At 62.1% G+C, this 23796-nt stretch carries 22 protein-coding genes; 11 read left to right on the top strand and 11 right to left on the bottom strand.

Going from position 1 to position 23796, the window contains the following annotated elements; translation table 11 throughout:
* Positions 1-18: 18 nt before the first annotated feature.
* The 5 genes from rpoS to nadA form a co-directional block, all read right to left on the bottom strand.
* Positions 19-966 (bottom strand): RNA polymerase sigma factor RpoS, encoded by a 948-nt coding sequence (gene rpoS, locus HQN78_RS14030; protein WP_019102885.1) that lies wholly within the window; start codon positions 964-966, stop codon positions 19-21.
* A gap of 49 nt (positions 967-1015) precedes the next feature.
* Positions 1016-2275 (bottom strand): peptidoglycan DD-metalloendopeptidase family protein, encoded by a 1260-nt coding sequence (locus tag HQN78_RS14025; protein WP_235084366.1) that lies wholly within the window; start codon positions 2273-2275, stop codon positions 1016-1018.
* Positions 2188-2859 (bottom strand): protein-L-isoaspartate(D-aspartate) O-methyltransferase, encoded by a 672-nt coding sequence (locus HQN78_RS14020; protein ID WP_019102883.1) that lies wholly within the window; start codon positions 2857-2859, stop codon positions 2188-2190. Before HQN78_RS14020 ends, HQN78_RS14025 begins: the two co-directional genes overlap by 88 nt.
* Complete coding sequence (surE, locus tag HQN78_RS14015; protein WP_235084364.1) at positions 2841-3587, bottom strand: 5'/3'-nucleotidase SurE; 747 nt, start codon at positions 3585-3587, stop codon at positions 2841-2843. The genes HQN78_RS14020 and surE overlap by 19 nt, the downstream gene beginning before the upstream one ends.
* Before the next feature lie 130 nt (positions 3588-3717).
* Positions 3718-4635, bottom strand: a complete 918-nt coding sequence (gene nadA / locus HQN78_RS14010; RefSeq protein ID WP_107798147.1) for a quinolinate synthase NadA — start codon at positions 4633-4635, stop codon at positions 3718-3720.
* Positions 4636-4823: 188 nt separating this feature from the next.
* Here nadA and HQN78_RS14005 point away from each other — a divergent pair, with 188 nt between their 5' ends.
* The 8 genes from HQN78_RS14005 to xerD all read left to right on the top strand — a co-directional run bounded on the left by HQN78_RS14005 (position 4824) and on the right by xerD (position 12200).
* A complete protein-coding gene (locus tag HQN78_RS14005) occupies positions 4824-5834 on the top strand; it encodes a cation diffusion facilitator family transporter (protein ID WP_227106919.1) in 1011 nt (336 codons plus the stop codon).
* Positions 5831-8506, top strand: a complete 2676-nt coding sequence (locus tag HQN78_RS14000; RefSeq protein WP_107798148.1) for a bifunctional acetate--CoA ligase family protein/GNAT family N-acetyltransferase — start codon at positions 5831-5833, stop codon at positions 8504-8506. The genes HQN78_RS14005 and HQN78_RS14000 overlap by 4 nt, the downstream gene beginning before the upstream one ends.
* A gap of 106 nt (positions 8507-8612) precedes the next feature.
* On the top strand, positions 8613-8861 hold the full coding sequence (gene rpsP, locus HQN78_RS13995; protein WP_019102878.1) for a 30S ribosomal protein S16: 249 nt from the start codon (positions 8613-8615) through the stop codon (positions 8859-8861).
* Between the two features lie 35 nt (positions 8862-8896).
* A complete protein-coding gene (gene rimM / locus HQN78_RS13990; protein ID WP_227106922.1) occupies positions 8897-9403 on the top strand; it encodes a ribosome maturation factor RimM in 507 nt (168 codons plus the stop codon).
* Positions 9403-10170: a tRNA (guanosine(37)-N1)-methyltransferase TrmD gene (trmD, locus tag HQN78_RS13985; RefSeq protein WP_048415670.1), complete on the top strand. Its 768-nt coding sequence runs from the start codon at positions 9403-9405 to the stop codon at positions 10168-10170. Before rimM ends, trmD begins: the two co-directional genes overlap by 1 nt.
* A gap of 3 nt (positions 10171-10173) precedes the next feature.
* Positions 10174-10542, top strand: coding sequence for a 50S ribosomal protein L19 (gene rplS, locus HQN78_RS13980; RefSeq protein WP_019102875.1), 369 nt, complete (start codon positions 10174-10176; stop codon positions 10540-10542).
* 85 nt (positions 10543-10627) lie between these two features.
* Positions 10628-11095, top strand: a complete 468-nt coding sequence (locus HQN78_RS13975; protein ID WP_107798150.1) for a methylated-DNA--[protein]-cysteine S-methyltransferase — start codon at positions 10628-10630, stop codon at positions 11093-11095.
* Positions 11096-11291: 196 nt separating this feature from the next.
* Positions 11292-12200 (top strand): site-specific tyrosine recombinase XerD, encoded by a 909-nt coding sequence (xerD, locus tag HQN78_RS13970; RefSeq protein WP_370646544.1) that lies wholly within the window; start codon positions 11292-11294, stop codon positions 12198-12200.
* A gap of 53 nt (positions 12201-12253) precedes the next feature.
* Here the strand turns inward: xerD and clpA are convergent, their stop codons facing one another.
* Both clpA and clpS read right to left on the bottom strand, forming a co-directional pair.
* On the bottom strand, positions 12254-14530 hold the full coding sequence (gene clpA, locus HQN78_RS13965; RefSeq protein WP_227106924.1) for an ATP-dependent Clp protease ATP-binding subunit ClpA: 2277 nt from the start codon (positions 14528-14530) through the stop codon (positions 12254-12256).
* Positions 14530-14838 (bottom strand): ATP-dependent Clp protease adapter ClpS, encoded by a 309-nt coding sequence (gene clpS / locus HQN78_RS13960; protein ID WP_019101854.1) that lies wholly within the window; start codon positions 14836-14838, stop codon positions 14530-14532. The genes clpA and clpS overlap by 1 nt, the downstream gene beginning before the upstream one ends.
* 231 nt (positions 14839-15069) lie before the next feature.
* On the opposite strand from clpS, the gene HQN78_RS13955 reads away from it, so the two are divergent.
* Positions 15070-15273, top strand: a complete 204-nt coding sequence (locus tag HQN78_RS13955; RefSeq protein ID WP_019101271.1) for a cold-shock protein — start codon at positions 15070-15072, stop codon at positions 15271-15273.
* Between the two features lie 85 nt (positions 15274-15358).
* Here the strand turns inward: HQN78_RS13955 and mdtH are convergent, their stop codons facing one another.
* Entirely contained in the window at positions 15359-16561 is a 1203-nt protein-coding gene (gene mdtH, locus HQN78_RS13950) for a multidrug efflux MFS transporter MdtH (RefSeq protein WP_235084363.1), read from the bottom strand.
* 87 nt (positions 16562-16648) lie between these two features.
* Here mdtH and HQN78_RS13945 point away from each other — a divergent pair, with 87 nt between their 5' ends.
* Positions 16649-17554, top strand: coding sequence for a LysR family transcriptional regulator (locus HQN78_RS13945; protein ID WP_107798154.1), 906 nt, complete (start codon positions 16649-16651; stop codon positions 17552-17554).
* Here the strand turns inward: HQN78_RS13945 and HQN78_RS13940 are convergent.
* The 3 genes from HQN78_RS13940 to HQN78_RS13930 all read right to left on the bottom strand — a co-directional run bounded on the left by HQN78_RS13940 (position 17537) and on the right by HQN78_RS13930 (position 20723).
* Positions 17537-18205: a GntR family transcriptional regulator gene (locus HQN78_RS13940; RefSeq protein WP_107798155.1), complete on the bottom strand. Its 669-nt coding sequence runs from the start codon at positions 18203-18205 to the stop codon at positions 17537-17539. The genes HQN78_RS13945 and HQN78_RS13940 overlap by 18 nt on opposite strands.
* A 497-nt stretch (positions 18206-18702) precedes the next feature.
* Positions 18703-19401: a bifunctional 2-polyprenyl-6-hydroxyphenol methylase/3-demethylubiquinol 3-O-methyltransferase UbiG gene (gene ubiG, locus HQN78_RS13935; protein WP_235084360.1), complete on the bottom strand. Its 699-nt coding sequence runs from the start codon at positions 19399-19401 to the stop codon at positions 18703-18705.
* Between the two features lie 2 nt (positions 19402-19403).
* Positions 19404-20723, bottom strand: a complete 1320-nt coding sequence (locus HQN78_RS13930; RefSeq protein WP_107798157.1) for a TRZ/ATZ family hydrolase — start codon at positions 20721-20723, stop codon at positions 19404-19406.
* Between the two features lie 254 nt (positions 20724-20977).
* Between HQN78_RS13930 and HQN78_RS13925 the strand changes: the two genes are divergently transcribed.
* Positions 20978-23788, top strand: a complete 2811-nt coding sequence (locus HQN78_RS13925; RefSeq protein WP_235084358.1) for a bifunctional diguanylate cyclase/phosphodiesterase — start codon at positions 20978-20980, stop codon at positions 23786-23788.
* The last annotated feature ends 8 nt before the right edge of the window (positions 23789-23796 follow it).

Here is a 23796-nt window from a genome sequence, read left to right as displayed (position 1 = left end):
GGTCGACGCTGGCGCGCGCTACAGCAGGAAGTCCTTGGAGATGCCCTTGCGGCGCAGAATGCGGCGCAGCTGTTCCAGGCCTTCGATCTGGATCTGGCGCACGCGTTCGCGGGTCAGGCTCAGCGCGGCGGCCAATTCCTCCAGCGTGCAGATCTCGTAGCCGTTCAGACCGTAACGGCGTTCGATCACCAGTTTCTGCTTCTCGTTCAACTGGCCCAGCCATTCATGGACGAAGTGCTCCAGCTGGCTGTTGTGCAACTGGATTTCCGGCTCGTCGTGCTGCTCGTCCGGGATGGACTCGCCGATAGACAGCATCGGATCGATGTCCAACGGCGCGTCCAGCGAGGCCATGCGCTCGTTGAGGTTCATCACCTTGCGCACATCGTCCACCGGCTTGCCCACCAGGTGGGCGATTTCGTCCAGCGTCGGCTCGCGGCCGATCTGGCTTTCCAAGTGGCGCGAAGCGCGCAGATAAACGTTGAGCTCCTTGATCACGTGCACCGGCAGGCGGATGGTGCGAGATTGGTTCATGATGGCGCGCTCTATGCTCTGGCGTATCCACCAGGTGGCATAGGTGGAGAAGCGGAAGCCGCGCTCGGGGTCGAACTTCTCCAGCGCGTGCATCAGACCGATATTGCCTTCCTCGATCAGATCCAACAGCGCCAGGCCGCGGTTGATGTAATGCTTGGCGATGTTCACCACCAGCCGCAGATTGTGTTCGATCATCTTCTGCCGCGCTTCGAACTCTCCGGCCACCACGCGGCGGGCCAGAGCCAGTTCTTCCTGCGGCGTCAACAGGGCGTTGTTGCCGATATCGTTGAGGTAGATTTGGGTGACGTCGGCAACTTCTTCGTATACCGGCTGCGCTTCGCCGACTTCCTCTGCCTCCACTTCGGCAACGGCTTCCTCATTGCTTTCCTCGTCGAGAATTTCTTGCTCTTCGAGAATGTCGAGTTCGCTACTCATGTTCTACCCCCGTCTCTTTCTGATCCTGGACGGGGGCCCCGGCCGCCCGTCAGGACTTATGGTCAAGGTACTGCATCGGATCCACCGGCTTGCCGAGGCGGCGGATTTCAAAGTGCAGTTTCACTTGGTCGGCGTCGGAATTGCCCATTTCGGCAATCTTCTGCCCTCGCTTGACAGACTGGCCCTCCTTTACGAGCAACTGGCTATTGTGGGCGTAGGCCGACAGGAAGGATTTATTGTGCTTGATGATGATCAGCTTGCCGTAGCCACGCAGGCCGGTGCCGCTGTACACCACTTTGCCGTCTCCCGCCGCCAACACCGGCTGGCCGCTGCGGCCGCTGATGTCTATGCCCTTGCTGCTATCGGAATATCCCCGGATCATCTTGCCTTCGGTCGGCCACAGCCACGGCACCGCGTCTTCGTCCGTTTTCGCCGCGGGCTTGCTGGCCTCGGGCTTGCTGGACGGCGTTGCCGCCGGCGCTTCGGTCTTGGCCGGAGCGCTTGCCGTCGCCGGCGAGCCGGCGGCGCTGATCGGGGCTTGAGCGTTCTTGTTGTTGCCCGGTCCTCCCTCGCTCTGGGCGGACAGGGTTTTTGCTGCTTCTGCGCTGTATGGCAGTTTCAGGGCTTTGGGGTAGGCCTTGACACCGCCTGCTTGGACAGTTGCGCTTTCCACCGGCGCGCTGGGCTGAACCGGCGCGGCGCCGGCCGTCGGCTGGCCGGCGTTGGCCGCCGGAGGGGCATCGCCGCCGGGCGGGGTCAAGCGCAGTACTTGTCCTACTTTGATGTTGTTGTCCGGCAGGTTGTTCCAGGCCGCGACGTCCTTGTATTTCAGGCCGTTGTTCAGAGAGATGCGGAACAGGTTTTCCCCCGGCTGAACCACATGGGTCTTTTCTTTTGTTGTTGCGCCCGCCGCCGAGGCGGAGCCTATCGGCGCGGCGGACACTCCTCCGTTATCCTGGTACGGCGTCGTCACCGCCGCACTGTTGCCGCCTGTCGCGACGGGCGCCGAAGGTGGCGCGCTGCGCGCGACGGCCGGCGTTGCGCTTTCCACGGGGGCCGGTTGCTGGGCGATGCTGCTGCATCCGCTCAGGGCGATGCCGATCGAAGCCGTGAATATATATGCATAGCTGCAATGCATTTTTAGCATACTTTTGTTTTTTATAGTCTGTTTAAGTGATTTGATAAATTGTCGGACAAAGAAACTGTTGTGTTTTTGCAGTTTTAACTGCGTCCGGCAAGCAAGGGTACGAATTTCACCGGGTCCAGCCGGCTTTTCTGCAGGCCTTGCGCGGTTTTCTCTATCAGCCACAAGTACTGTTCCTCTTCGCCTATCGGCATGATCATGCGGCCGCCGTCGTTGAGTTGTTCGACCAGGGCCTGGGGGATGTTGCGCGCGGCGGCGGTCATGATGATGCCGTCGAAGGGCGCGGCCTCGGCCAGGCCGAAATGGCCGTCGCCGTGGACCAGGCGGGCGTGCACCAGCTTGGCGGCGCGCAAATTGCGTCTGGCTTTGTCAAGAATGACGCCCAAGCGTTCAATGGAGTAGACCTCGGCGCCGGTCTTCAGCAGCACTGCGGTCTGATAGCCGCAGCCGGTGCCTATCTCCAATACTTTGCCCGGTTTCTTGCCATTCAACAGGATTTCCGTCATCCGCGCCACGGTGAAAGGCTGAGAGATGGTCTGGCCGTGGCCTATGGGCAGCGACACGTCGTCGTAGGCGCGGGTGGCCAGCGCCTGGTCTACAAACAGGTGACGCGGCACGTCCGACATCGCGGTCAGCACGCGTTCGTCGGCCACGCCGTTCTGGCGCAGGCGCTCGACCATGCGGCGTCGGGTGCGGTCGGAAAGCATGCCGTAGGCCGGCTGGCCCGGCGTCAGCTGTGGTGTAGCCATGTTTTGATTCCGTCTAGTTGGCCATAGGCGGTTAAATCCAGCATCAGCGGCGTCACTGAAATATCGTTGTTGGCCAGCGCGCCGAAGTCCGTGCCCGCGCCGGCGTCCTGCACATTGCCGACCGGTCCTACCCAGTATATCGTCTCGCCGCGAGGATTCTGAGACTTGATCACCGGCTGCGCGCAGTGGCGGCGGCCCAGGCGGGTGACGGTCAATTGGCCCAGCGCTTCCGGAGCGATGTCGGGCACGTTGACGTTGAGCAGCACCGGCTCGCGGAAGGGGGTGCGCTTGCAGCGTTCCACCAGTTGATCGACGACCAGGCCGGCGCTGGCGAAGTGCTGGCCGCTATAGCCGGCCAGCGACACCGCGATGGAGGGAATGCCCAGCATGAAGCCTTCGGTGGCGGCGGCCACGGTGCCGGAGTACAGGGTGTCGTCGCCCATATTGGGGCCGTGGTTGATGCCGCTGAACACCATGTCCGGTTTGAAGTCCAGCATGCCGGTCACGGCTAGGTGCACGCAGTCGGTGGGGGTGCCGTTGACGTAGTGAAAGCCGTTGGCGGCCTTGCGCACGGTCAAGGGGCGATCCAGGGTCAGGGAGTTGCTGGCGCCGCTGCGGTCCCGCTCCGGCGCGACAACGACGACTTCGCCGTAGCGGGACAGGGTTTGCGCCAGCATGGCCAGTCCCGGAGCGAAATAACCGTCGTCGTTGCTGATGAGAAACTTCATGCTGTCTTTCTATTGTTCTTGCCGGCAAAGGTGGCCCGGCTGATTGTATCGCTCCAACGATGACGCGGAAAAGTCCGGCGTGGAAGACGGACAAACAAAACCCGCCGGTGGGCGGGTTGGGGAAAGCGGCTCAGGCGTAGTAACGCTGGCTGAATTCCAGCATGCGCTCGATCGGCAGCCGCGCCGCGTCCATCTGTTCCCGGCTGAGGTAGTCGATGCGCAAGCCCACGCCCTGCTGAGCGCGCTTGACCGCTTCTATGGTGTTCATCTTCATGTACGGACAGGAGTTGCATTGGCAGCCGGCGTAGATCGGCGCCTGACGCAGGTCCAGATCCGGACGGGCCAGTCCCATGTTGTAGAGGATGCCGTCTTCGGTGGCGACGAAGATCACCGCGTCCGGGCTGCCGGAGAATTGCTTGACCCAGTTGAGCATGCCGGAGGTGGAACCGACGTAATCGGCCTTCTTCAGCACCGGCAGCGGGCTTTCCGGATGGGCGATCAGGTATTTCTCCGCGCCGGCGACCGCGAAGGCCTCGTCCAGCGCCGCTTCGTTGAATTTGTCGTGCACCTCGCACACAGCCGACCACAGCGGCATGTCGTAGCCGTACTGATAGTTGAGGTAGCCGCCCATATTGCGGTCCGGCGAGAAGATCACTTTTTTGCCTTCGGCGTACAGGTGGGCAATGATGTCGTCCACATTGCGGCTGGTGACGATCCAGTCGGACAGCGCTTTGTGCTCGGCGCTGGAGTTGATGTAGGAAACGTGCACGTGGTCCGGGTGCTGCTTGCGCCATTTGGCCAGCGCGGCGACGTCGGTCTGTGTCACCAGCGAACAGGTGGAACCGGCGTCGGGCAGAATCACTTCCGCCTGGGGATTGAGGATTTTCGCGGTTTCCGCCATGAAGCGCACGCCGGCAAAAACGATGATGTCGGCATTGGCTTCCTTGGCGTACAAAGAAAGTTCCAGGCTGTCGCCAACCTTGTCGGCCATTTTCTGGATTTCAGGCTGGGTATAGTAATGGGCAAGCGTGACGACGCGTTTCGTCATGATGGATCGACTCCCGCCGCCATCCGGCCTTGTTGGAGCAAGGGGCGCGTGGCGACTTTGTGCGGTGCAGTAAAGAGCTATTGCTAAACAGCAAAGATTAACAATATTGTAGTGTCCGCGCCAGTCCATTCTTGTTAGGCCCTTGCGGCGAAGCGGGGCGCGATGGATTCGGCTTGCCGGAGGTCAAGATGACGTCAAGGTTCAGTCTGCATGATGATGGCTCGGCGGGCGGTGAGCATGACGACGAGCACGATTACAATCACCCGCATCGCCATCCCCACGGCGGGGTGACGGGCGCGGCGGCGCGCGCCGCCAGCATGCGCGCCTTGCGCTGGGTGGCGCTGCTGACGATAGGCTTCGCCTGCGTGGAGGCGGTGGGCGGCTGGGCGACGGGATCGCTGGCCTTGTTGTCGGACGCCGGCCATATGCTGACCGATTCCATTTCGCTGTTGCTGGCCTTGTGGGTGGCGCATATCGGCCGCCGTCCGGCGGACGAGTCGCATTCTTTCGGCCATGGCCGCGCGGAGGTGATAGGCGCGTTTCTGAACAGCCTGTTCATGTTCGGCGTCATCGTCTTCATCGCGGTGGAGGCGGTGCGGCGCTTGCTGGAGCCGCACGCGGTCAACGGCCTGGGGGTGATGGGTATCGCCGTGGCCGGCCTGCTGGTGAATGTGCTGGCCGTGTGGATTCTGAGCCGCGGCGCGCACAGCCTTAACAGCAAGGCGGCGCTGCTGCACGTGATGGGGGATTTGCTGGGCTCGCTGGCGGCGATCGCTTCCGGGGCCATCGTGTACTGGACCGGCTGGACGCCGGCGGATCCGATCTTGTCCATGCTGGTGGCCTGTCTGATTCTGTCGTCTACCTGGCGGCTGCTGCGCAAGTCGCTGGCGGTGTTGATGGAGGAGGTGCCGGCGGAGCTGGATTTCAACCGCATCGGCCGCGCCCTGGGCGGCATCGCCGGGGTGAGATCGGTGCACGATCTGCACGTCTGGACCATGGCCGCGGACCGCGTGGCCTTGTCCGCGCATTTGCAGGTGGCCGCGCCGCAGGATTGGCCGCGCATTCTGGCGGCTTGCCAGCGCATGCTGTCGCGCGAGTACGGCATCGATCATGTGACTTTGCAGCCGGAGTGGCCGTTGCCGCCGCCGGCGGGGAAAACCGTGCCGGTTACCATTATTTCCGAGGATAAGCATCAATGAGGCCGCATTACCTGACACCGTTGTTTTCGCCGCGCAGCGTCGCCGTGATCGGCGCCAGCGACACGCCGGGCTCGATCGGGCAGGCGGTGTTCGCCAATCTGCTGGCGGGCAACTTCCAGGGCAAGCTGTTTCCGGTCAACCTCAACCACAAGGTGGTGGCCGGGGTGCCCGCGGTGGCTTCGGTGCGTCAGATCAGCGAGCCCGTGGATCTGGCGGTGGTGGTGACCGCCACCCGCACCCTGCCGGCGATCATGAAGGACTGCGGCAAGAAGGGCATCAAGGCGGTGCTGCTGGCCAAGGAGTTCGCCGACAGCGAGCAGCTGGAGCGGGAGATCATCAACGAGACGCTGTCCATCAGCCGCCATTTCGGCATCCGCATCCTGGGGCCGAACGTGCTGGGCCTGATGCGGCCGGTGGCCGGCTTCAACGCCAGCAACTACACCAGCAAGGTGAGGCCGGGCAATCTGGCGCTGGTGTCGCAGTCGTCGGCGCTGTGCACGGCGATGCTGGATTGGGCGGACAGCAAGGGCATCGGTTTTTCCAGCGTGATTTCCGTGGGCAACGCGCTGGACGTCGGCTTCGGCGAAATTCTGGATTACCTGGTGGCGGACAACTTCACCCAGGGCATTTTGTTGCATGTCCACCACATTCACGACGCGCGCCGCTTCATGTCGGCGCTGCGCGCCGCGGCGCGCACCAAGCCGGTGGTGGTGATCAAGTCCGGCCGCTATGAGGACGCGGTGACCGGGGTCACACATTCCAGCAATCTGGTGGAGAGCGGCGATGTGTTCGACGCCGCGCTGGCGCGCGCCGGCGTGCTGCGGGTCGACACCATCGCCCAGCTGTTCACGGCGGCCAAGGTGCTGGCGGCCAACTACCGGGTGGGCGGCAAGCGGCTGGCCATCGTCACCAACGGCATCGGCCCCGGCGTGCTGGCCGCCGACAGCGCCTATTCCAACCGGGTGGAGCTGGCCAAGCTGTCCGATTCCACCGTGGAACTGCTCAATGGGGTCTTGCCGCGCAATTGGTCGCACGGCAACCCGCTGGACATCATAGGCGACGCCAGTCCCTCGCGTTTTCGCACCGCGGTGAAGGCCTGTCTGGACGACCCTAATGTGGATGGCGTGATGGTGGTGTTCACCCCGCAGGCCGGCACCGACCACCTGACCACGGCGCAGTTGATGATCGGCTTGCAGCGCGAATCCGCCAAGCCGTTGTTCCTGTCCTGGCTGGGCGACGCCAAGGTGTCGGAAAGCCGCGAACTGTTTTCCAAAGCCAAGTGCGCTCACTTCCGCGCGCCGGAGTACGGCATCGAAGTGTTCCGCAATCTGGCGGCTTATCAGCGCAACCAGCAGTTGCTGTTGCAGACGCCGGGGCCGCTGGAGGGCAAGCGCGCCGACCCGGACGTGGCCAAGGCGCGCAAGGTGATCGCCTCGGCGTTGAAGGACGGCCGCGACATTTTGTCCGAGCGCGAATCCAAGGAAGTGCTGGCCGCCTTCCAGATTCCGGTCAATCCCACCCGGCTGGCGCGCACCGCCAACGAGGCGGTCAAGCAGGCCGATAAGATCGGCTATCCGGTGGTGCTGAAGATCGATTCGCCGGACATCATTTATAAGTCGGACGTTGGCGGCGTGGAGCTGAACATCAGCAATGAGGCGACGCTGCGCGAGGCGTTCGACGCCATCATCGGCCGCACGCGCCAGGCGCGGCCGGAGGCGCGCATCGACGGGGTGTCGGTGCAGCCCATGCGCAAGCGCCGCTTCGCCCGCGAAGTGATGGTGGGCGTTACCCACGACGAAGCCTTCGGGCCGGTGATCACTTTCGGCGCCGGGGGCATCGCGGTGGAGGTGATGCACGACCGCGCGCTATCCCTGCCGCCGCTCAACGGCTATCTGGTGGCCAGCATGATCCGGCATACCCGCATCGGCCAATTGCTGGGCGCGTTCAAGAACCTGCCGGCGGTGGATCAGGACGAGCTGGAGGATGTGTTGCTGCATGTGTCGGAAATGGTGTGCGAGCTGCCCGAGCTGCGCGAGATGGACATCAATCCGCTGGTGGCCGACGAGCAGGGCGTGATCGCGCTGGACGCCCGCATCATCGTCCGGCCGCGGCGGCCGGATTTGAAGCGCTACGCCCATATGGCCATCATGCCTTATCCCAGCCATATGGTGGTGTGCGCCAAATTGAAGGACGGCACCAATGTGATGGTGCGGCCGGTGCGTCCGGAAGATGCGGATATGCAACAGGAGTTCGTGCGCAATCTGTCCGAGGAGAGCCGCTACAACCGCTACCTGTCCAGCATCAAGCAATTGTCGCAAAGCATGTTGGTGCGATTCACCCAGCTGGATTACGACCGCGAGATGGCGCTGGCGATGACGCGCGAACAAAAAGACGGCGAGGAAATGCTGGCGGTGGCGCGTTTCATCACCGATCCGGACAATGAGGGCTGCGAGTTCGCGCTGGAGGTGGCCGACCGCTGGCAAGGCAAGGGCATAGGCTATCTTCTGATGAGCGCCTTGTTCGACGCGGCGCGGGAGCAGGGCCTGAAAGTGATGCGCGGCGAGGTGTTGGCCGGCAATAAGGGCATGTTGAAACTGATGCACAAGCTGGGCTTTTCCGTGGAGCCGCACCCGGAAGACCGGGCCCTGACCATGGTGTCCAAGAGCTTGTAACGGCGGGCTTGACAGGCGTCTTGCATTAAGCGCTTGCAAGATAAGGGAAAACTGACCTAAAATCGTGGGCTTTTCTCATACCGTTTTTATTCAAGGACAATCGACAATGGTAGTGATTCGTCTGGCACGTGGCGGCGCCAAGAACCGTCCGTTCTACAACATCGTGGTGACCGATTCCCGTAACCGTCGTGACGGTCGCTTCATCGAGCGCGTTGGCTTCTACAACCCGGTTGCCAACGAGAAGCAAGAGCGCGTTCGTTTCACCATGGACCGCCTGAACCACTGGGTTGGCGTTGGCGCTCAAGTTTCCGACGCCGTTGCCAAGCTGCTGAAAGAGCAGAAGGCCGCTGCCTAAGCGTTCGTTGACACATCAACTGACGGACTAGGCGCATGCGCAACGAAGATCTCGTAGTGATGGGGTTTGTGCGTGGCGCCTTTGGTGTCAAGGGCTGGGTGAAAGTCCAGGCCGACACCGAATACGCTGACGGTCTGTTCGACTACCCGGTCTGGTGGCTGGGCAAGGAGAACGACTGGAAGCCGTACACATTTGAAAACGGCGCTCTCCAGCCCAAGGCGCTTGCCGCCAAGCTGGAGGGCGTGGAAGACCGCGACGCGGCCGAAGCCCTGCGCGGCATGCAAATCGCCGTGCCGCGCGAAGAGTTGCCGGCCGCCGAGGAAGGCGAATACTACTGGACCGATCTGATTGGTCTGGAAGTCGTCAATCAGCAAGGCGAAGTGCTGGGCAAAGTCAGCGAATTGATGGAAACCGGCGCGCACGATGTGTTGGTGGTGCAAGGCGCGGACGGCCAGCGCATGATTCCCTTCGTGGATCAGTATGTGCTGGAAGTTCAGCTTGCCGCAGGCAAGATCCAGGTGGACTGGGGTCTGGACTACTGATGCAGATCGACGCGGTAACGCTGTTTCCGGAGATGTTCGATTCCATTGCCCGCTTTGGCGTTAGCCAGCGGGCGCTTGATTTGGGCATTTGGGGTTTTCAGGCCTGGAATCCTCGTGATTTCACGCATGACAACTACCGCCGGGTAGACGACCGGCCTTATGGCGGCGGCCCCGGCATGGTGATGCAGATCGAGCCCCTGGCGCAGTCCATCGCGGCGGCCAGGGCGAGGCAGGCGCAAGCCGGAGCCGAGCGCAGCCATGTGATTTATCTTTCGCCGCAAGGCCGTCCGCTGACGCATGCGAAGGCGGCGGAGCTGTCGCAAAGAGCGGGCCTGATCCTGCTGTGCGGCCGCTACGAGGGCGTGGACGAGAGGTTGATCCAGCGCGAGGTCGACGAGGAGATTTCCATCGGCGACTACGTGCTGTCCGGCGGCGAGCTGCCGGCCATGGTGCTGATGGACGCGGTGGTGCGTTTGCTGCCCGGCGTCCTGAACGACGCGCAGTCGGCTTACGAAGATTCATTTGTGGACGGGCTTCTTGATTGTCCGCACTATACCCGACCCGAAGACTATCAGGGCATGCGGGTGCCGGACGTGCTGTTGTCCGGTAATCATGCGCTGATCGCTAAATGGCGGCTGAAACAGGCTCTGGGCAGGACGATGCAACGTCGCCCGGATTTGCTGCAAGGCCGTATTTTGACAAAACAGGAATCTCGGCTGCTGGCGGAGTACCAGCAGGAACAAGATCTCCAGAAAAACCAGGAGTGAATCATGGATCTGATCCAGAAACTCGAGCAAGAAGAAATCGCCCGCCTGGGCAAAACCCTGCCGGAATTCGCCCCGGGCGACACCATCGTCGTTCAGGTGAAGGTTAAGGAAGGCAACCGCGAACGTCTGCAGGCTTACGAAGGCGTGGTTATCGCCAAGAAAAACGCTGGCCTGAACAGCGCTTTCACCGTGCGCAAGATGTCCGCCGGCGAAGGCGTAGAGCGTACTTTCCAAACCTACTCCCCGCTGGTGGCTTCCGTTGAAGTGAAGCGCCGTGGTGACGTGCGTCGCGCCAAGCTGTACTACCTGCGCGGCCGTACCGGCAAATCCGCACGCATCAAGGAAAAACTGCCGGCTCGCAAGCAAGGCTAAGCCTTGTCGAGTCAGGCTTAGGCTTGATGACAGTTCAAAGCGCAAGGCGATGCCTTGCGCTTTTTTATTATCCGGAGGCGGACACATGGAATACAGCGCGGTGATCGACGCGCCGTTCGGGCAGCTGGGCATGGTATGTCTCGACGGCGCGCTGGTGAATCTGGAATTCCTGGCCGAGCGGCAAGCCCTCAGGCCGCCGGAGCCGCGCAGTCTGGAGCAGGAGGTGGCGGAACAGCTGCGCGCTTATTTCGTCGATCCGCGCTTTGGCTTCAGCCTGCCTTATCGTTTGCGGGGCAGCGAGCACCAGCAGCGCGTCTGGCGCGAGATAGAACGGATTCCCTGCGGGCAGATGGCGCGCTATCAGGATATCGCCACGGCGCTGGGCTCGTCGGCGCGGGCGGTGGGCAATGCCTGCGGGCGCAATCCGGTGCCCATCATCGTGCCTTGCCACCGTGTGGTGGCCCGCAACAGCCTGGGTGGCTTCAATCGCTCCTTGGGCCGGGAAACCGTGGACATCAAGCAGTGGCTGCTGGCGCATGAGTTCGGTTGTTGAGCGGAGGGACGCGCGCAAGGCGCCGCTTTGCGTCTGTTGAGGCGCGAGTCGAGGTCATTGCGCGAGGCCCGGGCTCGCCTTGAAGGGGAGCAGGGGAATGTTTTGCCCGCGAGGCGGACAAAGACTGAGGATTATTCAGTATGGATGTTTCGCGCGGGCGGCGGCCTGACGCGCATATCGGCGGACGACGACAATAATGGATGCGAGCAGCGAAGCAATGAAGGCGGCCGAGGAGGTCATCGACGCGTTTCTGGACCAGTTATGGTTGAGCGACGGCCTGTCCAAGAACACCCTGGCCGCGTATCGGCGCGATCTGGGCAAGCTGGCCGCGAGACTGGGAGACGAGGGCGTCAGCCTGACGGAGGCCGCTTCTGAGCACCTGGAGCAGGCGCTCTTGCTGGGCGTGGACCGAGAGAAGCCGGCGACCCGGGCGCGGATGGTGTCGGCGATGAAGCGCTTTTATCAATATCTGGCGCAGGCGGGTTTGCGCGGCGACGACCCTTGCGCGCGCTTGCGCGCGCCCAAACAGGGGCCGCGCTTGCCCAAATCCCTGTCCGAGCGGCATGTGGAAGCCTTGCTGGAAGCGCCGGACGTGGGCACGCCGCTGGGCCTGCGCGACCGCGCGATGCTGGAGCTGCTTTACGCCAGCGGCTTGCGCGTGTCGGAGCTGGTGGGCTTGACTCTGCAACAAGTGAACTTGCTGGACGGCCTGGTCAAGACCATGGGCAAGGGCAATAAGGAGAGACTGGTGCCCTTGGGCGAGCTGGCCCAGGAGTGGCTGCAGCGTTATCTGGCCGAGGCGAGGCCGGTTTTGCTGGCGGGCGCGGTCTGCGACACGGTGTTCGTGACCCAGCGCAAGGCGGGCATGACGCGGCAGATGGCCTGGCATCTGATCTCGCAGTACGCCAAGCGCCAGGGCTTGCCGGCGGTGAGCCCGCACGTGTTGCGTCACGCCTTTGCCACCCATCTGGTCAACCACGGCGCGGATTTGCGCGTGGTGCAGCTGCTGCTGGGGCATTCTGACATTTCCACCACGCAGATCTATACCCATGTGGCGCGCGAGCGCTTGAAACAGCTGCACGCCAAACATCATCCTCGCGGTTGAGATGAAAAGAAAAACGCCCGCGTCAGCGGGCGTTGCGTATTGCCGTATCAAGATCAGGCCGGTTCGGGCGCTAAGGCCTGGTGGTCGAACTGCAGCTCCACCTTGTCGTCCACCACGGTGACGGTGACTTCGCCGCCGGTGACCAGACGGCCGAACAGCAACTCGTCGGCCAGCGCCTTGCGCAGCGTGTCCTGGATCAGACGCGCCATCGGGCGGGCGCCCATCAGCGGGTCGAAGCCGTTCTTCGCCAGGTAGCGCCGCAGCTCGTCGGTGAAGTGGATGTCCACCCGCTTCTCCGCCAACTGCTGCTCCAGCTGCATCAGGAACTTGTCCACCACTTGCAGGATGATCTGCTCGTCCAGCATCTTGAACGGGATGATGGCGTCCAGGCGGTTGCGGAATTCCGGACTGAACTGTTTCTTGATGTCGCCCATCTCGTCGCCGGCCGCCTTGGTCTGGGTGAAGCCCAGCGTCGGCTTGGACAGGGACTCCGCGCCCGCGTTGGTGGTCATGATGATCACCACGTTGCGGAAGTCCGCCTTGCGGCCGTTGTTGTCGGTCAGGGTGCCGTGGTCCATCACCTGCAACAGCACGTTGTAGATGTCCGGATGCGCTTTTTCGATCTCATCCAGCAAGACCACCGCGTACGGATGCTTGTTGACCGCCTCGGTCAACTGGCCGCCTTGTTCGAAGCCGACATAGCCCGGAGGCGCGCCGATCAGCCGAGACACCGCATGGCGCTCCATGTACTCGGACATGTCGAAGCGGATCAGCTCCACGCCCAGGATATAGGCCAGCTGCCGCGCCACTTCGGTCTTGCCGACGCCGGTGGGACCGGAGAACAGGAAGGAACCGATCGGCTTTTGTGGATTGCCCAGGCCGGAACGCGTCATCTTGATGGCGCTGGCCAGCCCTTCGATGGCTTTTTCCTGACCAAAGACCACGTTTTTCAGATCGCGCTCCAGGTTCTTCAGCACGTTCTTGTCGTCGGACGACACGGTCTTGGGCGGAATGCGCGCGATCTTGGCGACGATGTCCTCGATCTCGGTCTTGTTGATGACCTTCTTCTGCTTGGACTTGGGCAGAATCTTCTGCGCGGCGCCGGCCTCGTCGATCACGTCGATGGCCTTGTCCGGCAGATGGCGGTCGTTGATGAAGCGCGCCGACAACTCCGCCGCGGTGGACAGCGCGGACTGGGTGTACTTGACGCCGTGATGGGCCTCGAAGCGGGATTTCAGCCCCTTGAGGATTTCCACGGTCTGCTCCACCGTCGGCTCGTTGACGTCGATCTTCTGGAAACGGCGCGACAGCGCGTTGTCCTTCTCGAAGATGCTGCGGTATTCGTTGTAGGTGGTCGCCCCGATACAGCGCAGGCTGCCGTTGGACAAGGCCGGCTTCAGCAGGTTGGACGCGTCCAGCGTGCCGCCCGAGGCCGCCCCGGCGCCGATCAGCGTGTGAATCTCGTCGATGAACAGAATGGCGTTACTGTCCTCGGTCAATTGCTTGATCACCGCCTTCAGCCGCTGTTCGAAATCGCCGCGGTATTTGGTGCCGGCCAGCAGCGCCCCCATGTCCAGCGCGTAGACGGTGGACTTGCCCAGAATCTCCGGCACTTCGCCGTTGACGATGCGGCGCGCCAGGCCTTCGGCGATGGCGGTCTTGCCCACGCCGGCCTCGCCCACCAGCAAGGGGTTGTTCTTGCGGCGACGGCACAGAATCTGCACGGTGCGCTCCAGCTCGGACTCGCGGCCGATCAGCGGATCTATCCTGCCGTCGCGCGCCTGCTGGTTGAGGTTCAGCGTGTAGTTTTCCAGCGCGCCGCCCGGACCGGTGGCCTGCTCCTCGCTCTCCGCTTCGCCGCTGCTGTCGCGTGGCTCCTGCGGCTGCTGCTGCGAGCGCTGCTTGGTGATTCCGTGAGAAATGAAATTCACCACGTCCAGCCGCGAAATGCCTTGCTGGTGCAGATAGTACACCGCGTGGGAGTCCTTCTCGCCGAAGATGGCCACCAGGATGTTAGCCCCGGTCACCTCTTTTTTGCCGGAAGACTGCACGTGCAGGATCGCGCGCTGTATCACGCGCTGGAAGCCGAGAGTGGGTTGAGTTTCCACCTCCGCCTCCCCGGGCACGGTGGGGGTGTGCTCATCGATGAAATCGCCCAGCTGTTTTTTCAGCTGGTCGATGTTGGCTCCACATGCGCGCAGTACTTCGGCGGCCGACGGGTTGTCGGTCATCGCGAGTAACAGATGCTCCACGCTGATGAACTCGTGGCGCTTGCGCCTTGCGTCCATGAACGCCATGTGCAGGCTTACTTCAAGCTCCTGGGCAATCATCAGTTTTCCTCCATAACGCACTGGAGCGGATGCTGGTGCGCTTTCGCATATTGCAACACCTGCTCGACCTTTGTTGCAGCCACGTCTTTGGTATAAACGCCACACACGCCGTGACCTTGCGTGTGGACTTGCAGCATGATGTGAGTGGCCTTTTCGCGGTTCATGTAGAAGAACTGCTGGAGGACCTGGATCACAAAATCCATCGGGGTAAAATCATCGTTCAATAACAAGACCTTATACATCGGGGGTGGGTTTTCCCTAACCCGGGACGCCTCTTGTATGGCATCGTCCTTGAACTGCGTAGACATGTCGGCTTTCGTGGAATCTGCGTCTTACTTCAATTTGGGTTCCCCGAGAGTTTTTTTCAAGGGGACTGGCACTTTTCCTCTACGACTTGACGATGAGCGGCGGGTTGCGTAGAAATGCAGCTGGTGCTTGGCTTAACTGTTTGGCATTTTTTTGCGCTAGGCAAGCCAGACAACTCTTATTAAGCTCTAAGTTGGTCGGCTTCACCAGCCTTTTTTTGCAAGGAAGTAAGAATGGCATTAGGTACCGTTAAGTGGTTCAATGACGCTAAAGGCTTTGGCTTCATTACTCCGGATGAAGGCGGCGAGGATTTGTTCGCTCACTTCTCGGCCATCAACATGCAAGGCTTCAAAACCCTGAAAGAAGGGCAACGTGTAAGCTTTGAAGTGGTGTCCGGTCCGAAGGGCAAGCAAGCGTCCAATATTCAGAACGCGTAACACCGGTTTTACTGTCTGTTTGTCGCAAGGCAAACAGCCCAGCTGATTGATGAAAAGCCCGCCATCCGGCGGGCTTTTGTTGTTGTCAGGCCGCTTGTTTGAGCGTCCGCGGCGCGGCGGGGCCAAACTGGCGCGCCAGCGCAATGAAGGTGAGCGCGCCCGCGGCGGCCAGCAGCAGCCAGGGCAGGCCGGCTTGATGCCGGCTTTGGGCAAAGTCGTAGAGCCAGCCGCCGGCGAGAAAGCCGCCGCCGCCGCCCAGGGCCAGGCCCAGCCGGCTGGCGCCCATATAGCTGGCTCTGGCTTCCGGACGGGCCAGGCTGGCCACCAGGGTTTCCCGCGCCGGTTCGGTGATGAGGGTGCCGAGAAAGAAGGCGGCCAGGATGAGGAAGGCGGTCAGCGGCTGCCGCGCCACGGCCATGCAGGCCAGGCTGAGGCTCATCAACGCGATGCCGGCCAGTACCCGGGTTTCCAGGCGGAAATGGCGTTCGCCCAGCCGCGCCAAAGGATAGAGCAGGCTCAGCGACAAGGCGGTTTCCAGGCCGTACATCCAGCCCACGGCCTGGGCGGTGCCGGTCAATTGCTTGATGGCGATGGGCAGCAACAGCATGATCTGCACGCTGAGCAGGTAATAACCGCTGAGCGTGAGCACCAGCTTCAGGAAACGATGATCGTTCAGCACGATGCGGATGGAGGCCAGCGCGGGCGCCCGCCGGGCGGCGACGCGGTAGTTCGGCAGCAGGCAGGCGTTTGCCGCCGCCGCCGCCAAAAACGCGATGGCGCCGCCCAGGCATACCCAGCGGAAGTCGAATTGCAGCAGCCAGGAGCCGAACAAGGCGCCGCCCACCGCGCCGGCGCTGTCCTGCATCATCAGCAGCGAATAGAAGCGGTTGCGTTCGCGCGGCCGCGTCAATTTGGCCACCAGCGCGGAGCGCGGCGGATCGAACAGCGTGCCGCCCAGGCCGGAGAGCAGGCAGGACAGCCAGAGCTGCCACGGCGCGTTCGCCAGCGCCATGGCGGCAAAGCCGGCGGCTCGCAGCAGCATGCCGGCCACGATCAGCGGTTTGGCGCCGAAACGGTCGGCCAGGGAGCCGCCGAACAAGCCCAGTCCTTGCTGGGTGAACTGGCGCAAACCCAGCCCAAAGCCCACCGCGGCCGCGGTCCAGCCCAGTTGATCGACGAAATGCAGGCTGATCAGCGGAAAGACCATGAAGAAACCAAATACCACGATCAGGTTGTCCAGCAGGATGAAGCCTTTGCCCAAGGTCCGGGCCCGCTTTAGCAGCGCCATGAAATCTCCTTATTTTCATGTCATTCTATGAAGGCTCCTGATATTCTGAAACTGACTAATCCGTAATAGTTAATATTGGATTTTCTTATGTCTATCGCGCTCTCCGATTTGCGCCTATTGCTGGATATCGCCGAGCTGGGCAGTTTCAGCCAGGCTGCCGCCAAGCGCGGCTGGTCGCAGCCCCAGGTCAGTCAGCGAGTGCAATTGCTGGAGCAGGAGCTGGGGACTTGCCTGTTTCATCGCCACCGTCGTGGCGCGGAACCCACAGCGGCCTGCCTGGCCTTTTTGCCATCGGCGCAGCAGGCGGTGTCGGCCTTGGAGCAGGGGAGGGAGATCCTGCAGGGCACGCCGGCCTTGCCCTGCCTGCGGCTGTCTTGTCTGCCGTCGCTGACTTCGGCGGTTTTCGGCCCTTTATTGCTGGACCTGGCCGAGGCGCCGCTGGAAATCCGCTGCGACACCGATCACTCGCCGCTGATCATGCAGAACCTGTTGTCCGGCCTGGTGCAGGTCGGCTTTGTGCTGCGGTGTCCGGCGATGGCGGGCATTCAGATGGAAACGCTGTGGCGCTCTCCCATCGTGGCGGTGGCGGCGGCCGGGCATCCCTTGGCGGAGCGGGAGCAGCCGCTGAGTTTGGAGGAGGTGGCGTCCTACCGGATTGCGCCCCAGTACTGGGGCGTGGAGTGCGATGAGTTGATACGCCGGCTGCGGCTGGCGCGCACCGTGGCCCAGCCCATCCATGCGATCCAGCCGGCGTCGGCGGCCAGGGAGTTGGCCTTGCGTCACGGCTTTTTGTGTTTCATGCCGGAGCTGTCGATTCAGTCCGATCTGGCCGACGGGGTTTTGCGACGGCTGAGCATTGCCGACCTGCCGGCCTGGCAGTGGGAGGTCACCATGGCCTGGCGCGCCGGCAAGCGCAGGGATGCGGGGAAGGAGCTGGTGCTGGACGCCGCCCGGGCTTTGGCCGGGCGGTGGGCCTCAATGGCGTCCGGCTAGCGATTCGGCGGCGCTTTGCGCCAGTTGGCTGTATTGCTGGCCGAACTCGGCCACCATCTGGCGCAATCTGGCGGTGTCGCGGGCGATGATGGTCTTGAGCAGGTTTTCCAGGAAGAGCTGGGTCTGGTCCATCTGGCTCTTGCCGGCGCGCAGAATGGCGAACAGGCAGCGCTGAGTCAGCGGCAGCAAGTCCTTCAGCGTGTGTTCCAGATAGCGGTTGCCGGCGTAGCGGTACAGGGTGTCGAGAAAATCGACGCCGTGGTCGTAAAAGCCGTGCAAATCGTCTTTGCGGTTGCATTCGGCCAACTGGGTGGTGACTTCGAAGAAGTGGGCCAGGTCGTCGTTTTGCCAGGAGGTGGCGAGGTTACAGACCGCTTGATCCAGCAGCAGGAACCACAGTTCGAAGAAATGGCGCACATCCTGACCGGTGATGCTGGACACCACCGCGCCGCGACGCGGGAAAATCTCCACCAGATGGCGGCGTTGCAAAATCAATAAAGCTTCGCGTACGGACCCGCGGCTGACTTCCAGTTCCGACGCAATGCGCAATTCCTGGATGCGCTCTCCGGCTTGCATCGTGCCTTGTATGATTTGTTTGCCCAGGTATTGGGCAATTTGTTCGGTCAGTGAGTCGTTCGCTTTGAACGTCATCTTGCTCTCCGGAATAGAATATTATTATTTTCCTATGTTTGATATGCGCCGGCAATCAAACTGCAACGTTTGTCTGGCAGTAGTTTGTCCGACAGATTGTTGTTATCAAAACATTATCAGCGGTTTTGGCGTCGACTGTTGTCAACTTGCCGCACTAGACAAGCGTTGCGAAGGTTTTACTTGCGCATTCATCATATCAATCATACGATTAAAACGCTTGTTTGAAATGGCTGACACGAGAGGGGCTATCAAAATAGGCGAGAGGCGACGGAGAGGCATTTCCGCCGTCTTGCGGACCCGGCCGGCGGCCGGCCCGAGCGGGAACAGCAGCCTCGCAGGCGACGAGCGGCGCAAGCCGAACGCCGCCGCAAGCGGGCCGTCCCGCGAGGGCGTCGAAGCCGGCGCGGCGTTTGCGAACTTTAGCGGGTTGTGTCCGGTGTGGAACCGGGAGTGTGATTCAGGCCTTCGCCCATGGCGAAGGCCTTTTTTCTTGCCGCTTATTCGGGACGACGGCAGGCCATCAGATAATTGACGGCGGTGTCGTCGCCCAGCGCGTAGATGCGCGTCAGCGGGTTGTAACTCATGCCGCGGACGACATCCAGCTCCAGACCGGCGTTGCGGGCCATGCGCGATAATTCCGAAGGCTTGAGGAAGCGCGCGTATTCATGGGTGCCGCGCGGCAGCATGTTCAGCACGTATTCGGCGCCGATCACCGCCAGCAGATAGGATTTGGCGTTGCGGTTGAGCGTGGAGAAAAACACCCAGCCGCCGGGTTTGACCAGGCTGGCGCAGCTGCGCACCACGCTTTGCGGGTCCGGCACGTGTTCCAGCATTTCCATGCAGGTGACCACGTCGAAGCTGGCCGGCGCTTCCTCCGCCAGTTCTTCCACCGCCACGCAGCGGTAATCCACCGCCACGCCGGACTCCAGGCTGTGCAGCTGAGCCACTTTTAGCGATTTCTTTGCCAGGTCGATGCCGGTGACGCCGGCGCCGCGCGCGGCCATGCTTTCCGCCAGGATGCCGCCGCCGCAGCCCACGTCCAGCACTTGCTTGCCGGCGATGGCCGCGCGCGCGTCGATGAAGCCCAGACGCAGCGGATTGATTTCATGCAGCGGCTTGAATTCGCCGCTCATATCCCACCATTTGTGCGCCAGCTGGCTGAATTTGTCGATTTCGGTTTCGTCTACATTAATCATGATTATTTCGCCAGAATGCGATGACGCCAATCTTCCGCGCGCGCCTTGAGCGCGGCTTCGTCCAGAGTTTTGAGTTGGCGTTGTTCCAATAGGGCCTGACCTTTGACCCAGACATGGCTGACTTGTTCGCGGCCGGCCGCGTAGACCACGTGGGAGATCGGGTCGAAGGCCGGCGCGGTTTCGATGGCGGACAGGTCGATGGCGATCAGGTCGGCCTGCTTGCCGGTCTTGATCGAGCCGACTTTGTCGGCGATGCCCAGCGCGCGCGCGCCGTTGAGCGTAGCCATGCGGATGGCGGCGGCGGCGGGCACCGAGGTGGGGTCCAGCGTGCCCACTTTGGCCAGCAGCGCCGCCAGCCGGGTTTCCGCCAGCATGTCCAGTTTGTTGTTGGAGGCGGCGCCGTCGGTGCCTATGCCCACCGCGATGCCGGCCTGCAGCATCTTGGGAATGGGGGCGATGCCGGAAGCCAGCTTCATATTGGACGAGGGATTGTGCGCCACCGACACGCCGTGCTTGGCCGCCAGTTCGATTTCCTCGTCGTTCAGATGCACCATGTGGGCGGCGATCAGGCGCGGCGACAGCAGGCCCAGCTGTTGCAGGCGGGCCAGCGGGCGCTGGTGCCGCTCCTTGACGCTGTTGCTGACCTCGTCCGCGGTTTCGTGGATATGGCAGTGGATCAGCATGTCTTCCTGTTCCGCCAGCGTCACAACCTTGGCGAAAGTGTCGTCCGACACCGTGTAGGGCGCGTGCGGCGCCAGGGTGAAGGTGATCAGTTCTTCGCCCAGGAACTGGCGGCGCTCGGCCAGGGACTTGCTGATGTAGTCGTCGGCGTTGCTGGCGTAATTGGTGGGGAACTCCAGGATGGAACAGCCGACAAAAGTGCGCATGCCGGAGGCCAGGCCGGCGCGGGCCATCGCGCCGTGATAGAAATACATGTCGTTGATGGTGGTGGTGCCGCCGCGGATCATCTCCCCCATCGCCAGCAGCGCGCCGTCGAACACGAAATCGTCGCGCACGTGTTTGCCCTCGGCCGGCCAGATATGATTGGTCAGCCAGTCCATCAGCGCCTTGTCGTCGGCGAGGCCGCGCAAGAGCGTCATCGCGGAGTGGCCGTGCAGATTGATCAGGCCCGGCATTAGCACGTGGTTGGGCAATTCCACGCGTTGATCCGCCTCCAGCGCGCCGGCTTGGTCGGCTGGAATAATCGCGGCAATCCTGCCATCCTTCAGAGCAATGGCGTGGTTTTCCAGGATTTCGCCGTCTTCCTCGACGGTAATGATCCAGCGGGCGGTGATAATTTTGTCATAACGGGACTGGGACATGGGGCAATCCTGGCGCGATTTTGAAGTGACGTGGATTGTAGGCCGAGGCTAAATGCAAGGCAATGACGGAGCGCGGGAAGCGGCGGCGAAGCAGGCCGGCGCAAGGCTTGCCGGATCCGGGCTTGACAAGGCGATGACTAGTGAATATTCCAGCATTTTGCCGCGATTATCCGGTGTATACTTTTGAAAATATGAACAACTGACGCATGGGCTCAATTGCCTGCGGCTAATGGCGAGCGATAATAAACGCAAACATGGCACACCACGCTGACGATAAATCCACAGCCAGTACCGGCCTTTCCCTCAGGGCTGTCTTTCTCATCGCCGTGGTGCTGGGCTTGCTGATTCCCGCGTCCATCATCAGTTATCTGAGTTTCAATATTCAACGGGACGCGTTGACCGCCCAGTTGGAAACCGATCAAAAACGCCTGCTGGACATCGTCGCTCTAGGCATGCAGGAGCCCTTGTGGAATCTGAGCCGCCAGGCCGGCAACCCGTTGATCGCTTCGGTGATGGAAGACGCGAGGGTGGTTTCCATCCGCGTCACCGACACCCAGTCCAATCAAATCTTTCTGTCTTCGGTGCGCGCGGAGCGCCGCATCGGCAGTGTCTCCTTTGTGGAAAAACCGGTGATCTACCGCGGCGAGGAAATCGGCCAGGTGACGCTGGAGTTTGACAATGAACACCTCGCCATCGCGCTCAACAACCAGATCAAGAATATTCTGATGATTCTGGCGGCGCAGCTGGTGTTGTCCATTCTGCTGATCATGAGCATTCTGCACTCGCGCTTCCTCAGCCCGATGAAGGCCCTGACCGAACAGGCGCGCTTGCTGGCCGAACTCAAGCTGGACCGGCCGTTCGAATGGCAGCGCCGCGACGAGATCGGCCATCTGGGCAAACACCTGGAATGGACCCGCGCGGAACTCAAGCGCTTGCTGGACGAGTTGCGCGCCAAGACGCTGGCGCTGGAAGCGGACATTTCCCGCCGCCGCGAGGTGGAGGACGCGCTGCGCCGCTCCGAGAACAAATACCGCGAGCTGTTCTGGTCCAACCTCGACGGCATTGTGATCAGCTCGCTGGATGGCCAGGTGATAGACGCCAACCCCGCCTTCCTCAACCTGATGTGCTACAGCCTGGATCAGCTCAAGCTACAGAATTTCTGGACGCTGGTGGGGTCGGAGAGCGAGGCGCTGGAGCGCTTCAATCTGGACAACAAGGTATTGCGCTTCGGCTACTGCGACGAGTTCGAGGCCACCTATATCAACCGTTTCGGCAATCCGGTGCCGGTCAGCGTCAAGACCGTGGCGATGCGCGACGCCTTCGGACGCATCAACGCGGTATGGCGCATGGTGCGCGACATCTCCGAGAAACGCGCGGCGGAGGAGAGGGTGCAACTGGCCGCCAAGGTGTTCGAGAACACCGTGGAAGGCATCATGATCACCGACGCGGACAAACGCATCCGCAGCGTCAACCGCGCTTTCACCGAGATCACCGGCTACACCCAGCACGAGGTGCTGGGCCAGAAGACCAGCGTGCTGTCCTCCGGCCGCCACGACCAGCCCTTCTACGAACAGATGTGGCAGTCCATCGCCGACCACGGCTCCTGGCAGGGCGAGTTGTGGAACCGCCGCAAGAACGGCGAGGTGTTCCCGGAATGGCTGGCGATCAACGCGGTGCGCAACAGCCTGGGCGAAATCACCCATTACGTGGCCATCTTCAGCGATCTGACCGAACGCAAGGCGGCCGACGAGCGCATCCAGTTCCTCGCCCATTTCGACGTGCTGACCAGCTTGCCCAACCGCGTGCACATGCAGGACCGGGTGGAGCTGGCTATCCACAACGCCGGCCGCGACAACGAGCGGCTGGCCTTGTTGCTGCTGGACCTGGACCGCTTCAAGACCGTCAACGAATCGCTGGGCCACACCGCCGGCGACACCCTGCTGCAGGTGGCGGCGGACCGGATCAAGGGCGTGCTGGGGCCGGGAGAGATGCTGGCGCGCCAGGGCGGCGACGAATTCATCGTGCTGCTGCCGGTGATTTCCGATCCGGGCGAGGCGGCGATGGCGGCGGAGCGCATCCGCGACGCCTTCACCGCGTCGATAGAGTTGCACAATCATGTGATCACCATCACGCCGTCCATCGGCATCAGCGTCTACCCGGACGACGGCCGCGACTACGAGACCCTGGTGCGCAACGCCGACGCGGCGATGTACCACGCCAAATCCTCGGGCCGCAACAGCTACAAGTTCTACACCGCCGACCTCAACGCCCGCGCCCGCGAAATCCTGGCGATTGAAAGCCAGCTGCGTTTCGCGCTGGAGCGCGAGGAGTTCGTGCTGCATTATCAGCCGCAAGTGGAAATGGCCAGCGGCCGCATCATAGGCGCCGAGGCGCTGATCCGCTGGAACCATCCGTCGCTGGGCGTGCTGGGGCCGGTGCGTTTCATCGAGGTGGCGGAGGAGCGCGGCTTCATCGTGCAGATCGGCAACTGGGTGATAGGCGAGGCCACGCGCCAACTGGCCGCCTGGCGCAGCCAGGGCCTGCCGGAACTGACCCTGGCCATCAATCTGTCCGCCTTACAGTTCCGCCAGTCCGATCTGGCGGATCAGATCACCTCGGCGCTGGCCACCAACGGCCTGCCCGGTCACGCGCTGGACATCGAGGTGACCGAGAGCGTGGTGATGGAGGATGCGATGGCCACCATACAGGCCATCGACAATATGAAGAATATGGGGCTGAAGCTGTCCATCGACGACTTCGGCACCGGCTATTCCAGCCTGTCCTATCTGAAGCGCTTCAAGGCGGACAAGCTGAAGATCGACCGTTCCTTCGTCCGTGACATTCCGCACGACGCCGACGACACCGCCATTGCCCGCGCCATCATCAATATGGCCAAGAACCTGAATATGAAGGTGGTGGCGGAAGGGGTGGAAACGATAGAGCAATGGCACTTCCTGCAACGCGAAGGCTGCGAATACGTGCAAGGCTACTTGATCGCCCGGCCGCTGCCGGCGGACGAGTTCGTCAAACTGCTGGCCCAGGATTGCCTGTTGCCGCAGGAGTGAGCTGACCC

The organism is Chromobacterium sp. Beijing (assembly GCF_021496765.1).
GTDB lineage: Bacteria > Pseudomonadota > Gammaproteobacteria > Burkholderiales > Chromobacteriaceae > Chromobacterium.
Note: the sequence above shows the minus strand (reverse complement) of the source record. Positions and strands in the feature narration are given on the sequence as shown.

Coding starts and splice junctions, on each gene's coding strand:
- HQN78_RS13940 (WP_107798155.1), bottom strand. CDS start 18,205: ATGACGTTCAAAGCGAACGACTCACTGACCGAACAAATTGCCCAATAC.
- rimM (WP_227106922.1), top strand. CDS start 8,897: ATGCGCAACGAAGATCTCGTAGTGATGGGGTTTGTGCGTGGCGCCTTT.
- HQN78_RS14000 (WP_107798148.1), top strand. CDS start 5,831: ATGAGGCCGCATTACCTGACACCGTTGTTTTCGCCGCGCAGCGTCGCC.
- clpA (WP_227106924.1), bottom strand. CDS start 14,530: ATGATTGCCCAGGAGCTTGAAGTAAGCCTGCACATGGCGTTCATGGAC.
- surE (WP_235084364.1), bottom strand. CDS start 3,587: ATGAAGTTTCTCATCAGCAACGACGACGGTTATTTCGCTCCGGGACTG.
- clpS (WP_019101854.1), bottom strand. CDS start 14,838: ATGTCTACGCAGTTCAAGGACGATGCCATACAAGAGGCGTCCCGGGTT.
- HQN78_RS13945 (WP_107798154.1), top strand. CDS start 16,649: ATGTCTATCGCGCTCTCCGATTTGCGCCTATTGCTGGATATCGCCGAG.
- HQN78_RS13955 (WP_019101271.1), top strand. CDS start 15,070: ATGGCATTAGGTACCGTTAAGTGGTTCAATGACGCTAAAGGCTTTGGC.
- HQN78_RS13975 (WP_107798150.1), top strand. CDS start 10,628: ATGGAATACAGCGCGGTGATCGACGCGCCGTTCGGGCAGCTGGGCATG.
- rplS (WP_019102875.1), top strand. CDS start 10,174: ATGGATCTGATCCAGAAACTCGAGCAAGAAGAAATCGCCCGCCTGGGC.
- HQN78_RS14020 (WP_019102883.1), bottom strand. CDS start 2,859: ATGGCTACACCACAGCTGACGCCGGGCCAGCCGGCCTACGGCATGCTT.
- nadA (WP_107798147.1), bottom strand. CDS start 4,635: ATGACGAAACGCGTCGTCACGCTTGCCCATTACTATACCCAGCCTGAA.
- trmD (WP_048415670.1), top strand. CDS start 9,403: ATGCAGATCGACGCGGTAACGCTGTTTCCGGAGATGTTCGATTCCATT.
- HQN78_RS13925 (WP_235084358.1), top strand. CDS start 20,978: ATGGCACACCACGCTGACGATAAATCCACAGCCAGTACCGGCCTTTCC.
- HQN78_RS14005 (WP_227106919.1), top strand. CDS start 4,824: ATGACGTCAAGGTTCAGTCTGCATGATGATGGCTCGGCGGGCGGTGAG.
- rpsP (WP_019102878.1), top strand. CDS start 8,613: ATGGTAGTGATTCGTCTGGCACGTGGCGGCGCCAAGAACCGTCCGTTC.
- HQN78_RS13930 (WP_107798157.1), bottom strand. CDS start 20,723: ATGTCCCAGTCCCGTTATGACAAAATTATCACCGCCCGCTGGATCATT.
- xerD (WP_370646544.1), top strand. CDS start 11,292: ATGGATGCGAGCAGCGAAGCAATGAAGGCGGCCGAGGAGGTCATCGAC.
- rpoS (WP_019102885.1), bottom strand. CDS start 966: ATGAGTAGCGAACTCGACATTCTCGAAGAGCAAGAAATTCTCGACGAG.
- mdtH (WP_235084363.1), bottom strand. CDS start 16,561: ATGGCGCTGCTAAAGCGGGCCCGGACCTTGGGCAAAGGCTTCATCCTG.
- ubiG (WP_235084360.1), bottom strand. CDS start 19,401: ATGATTAATGTAGACGAAACCGAAATCGACAAATTCAGCCAGCTGGCG.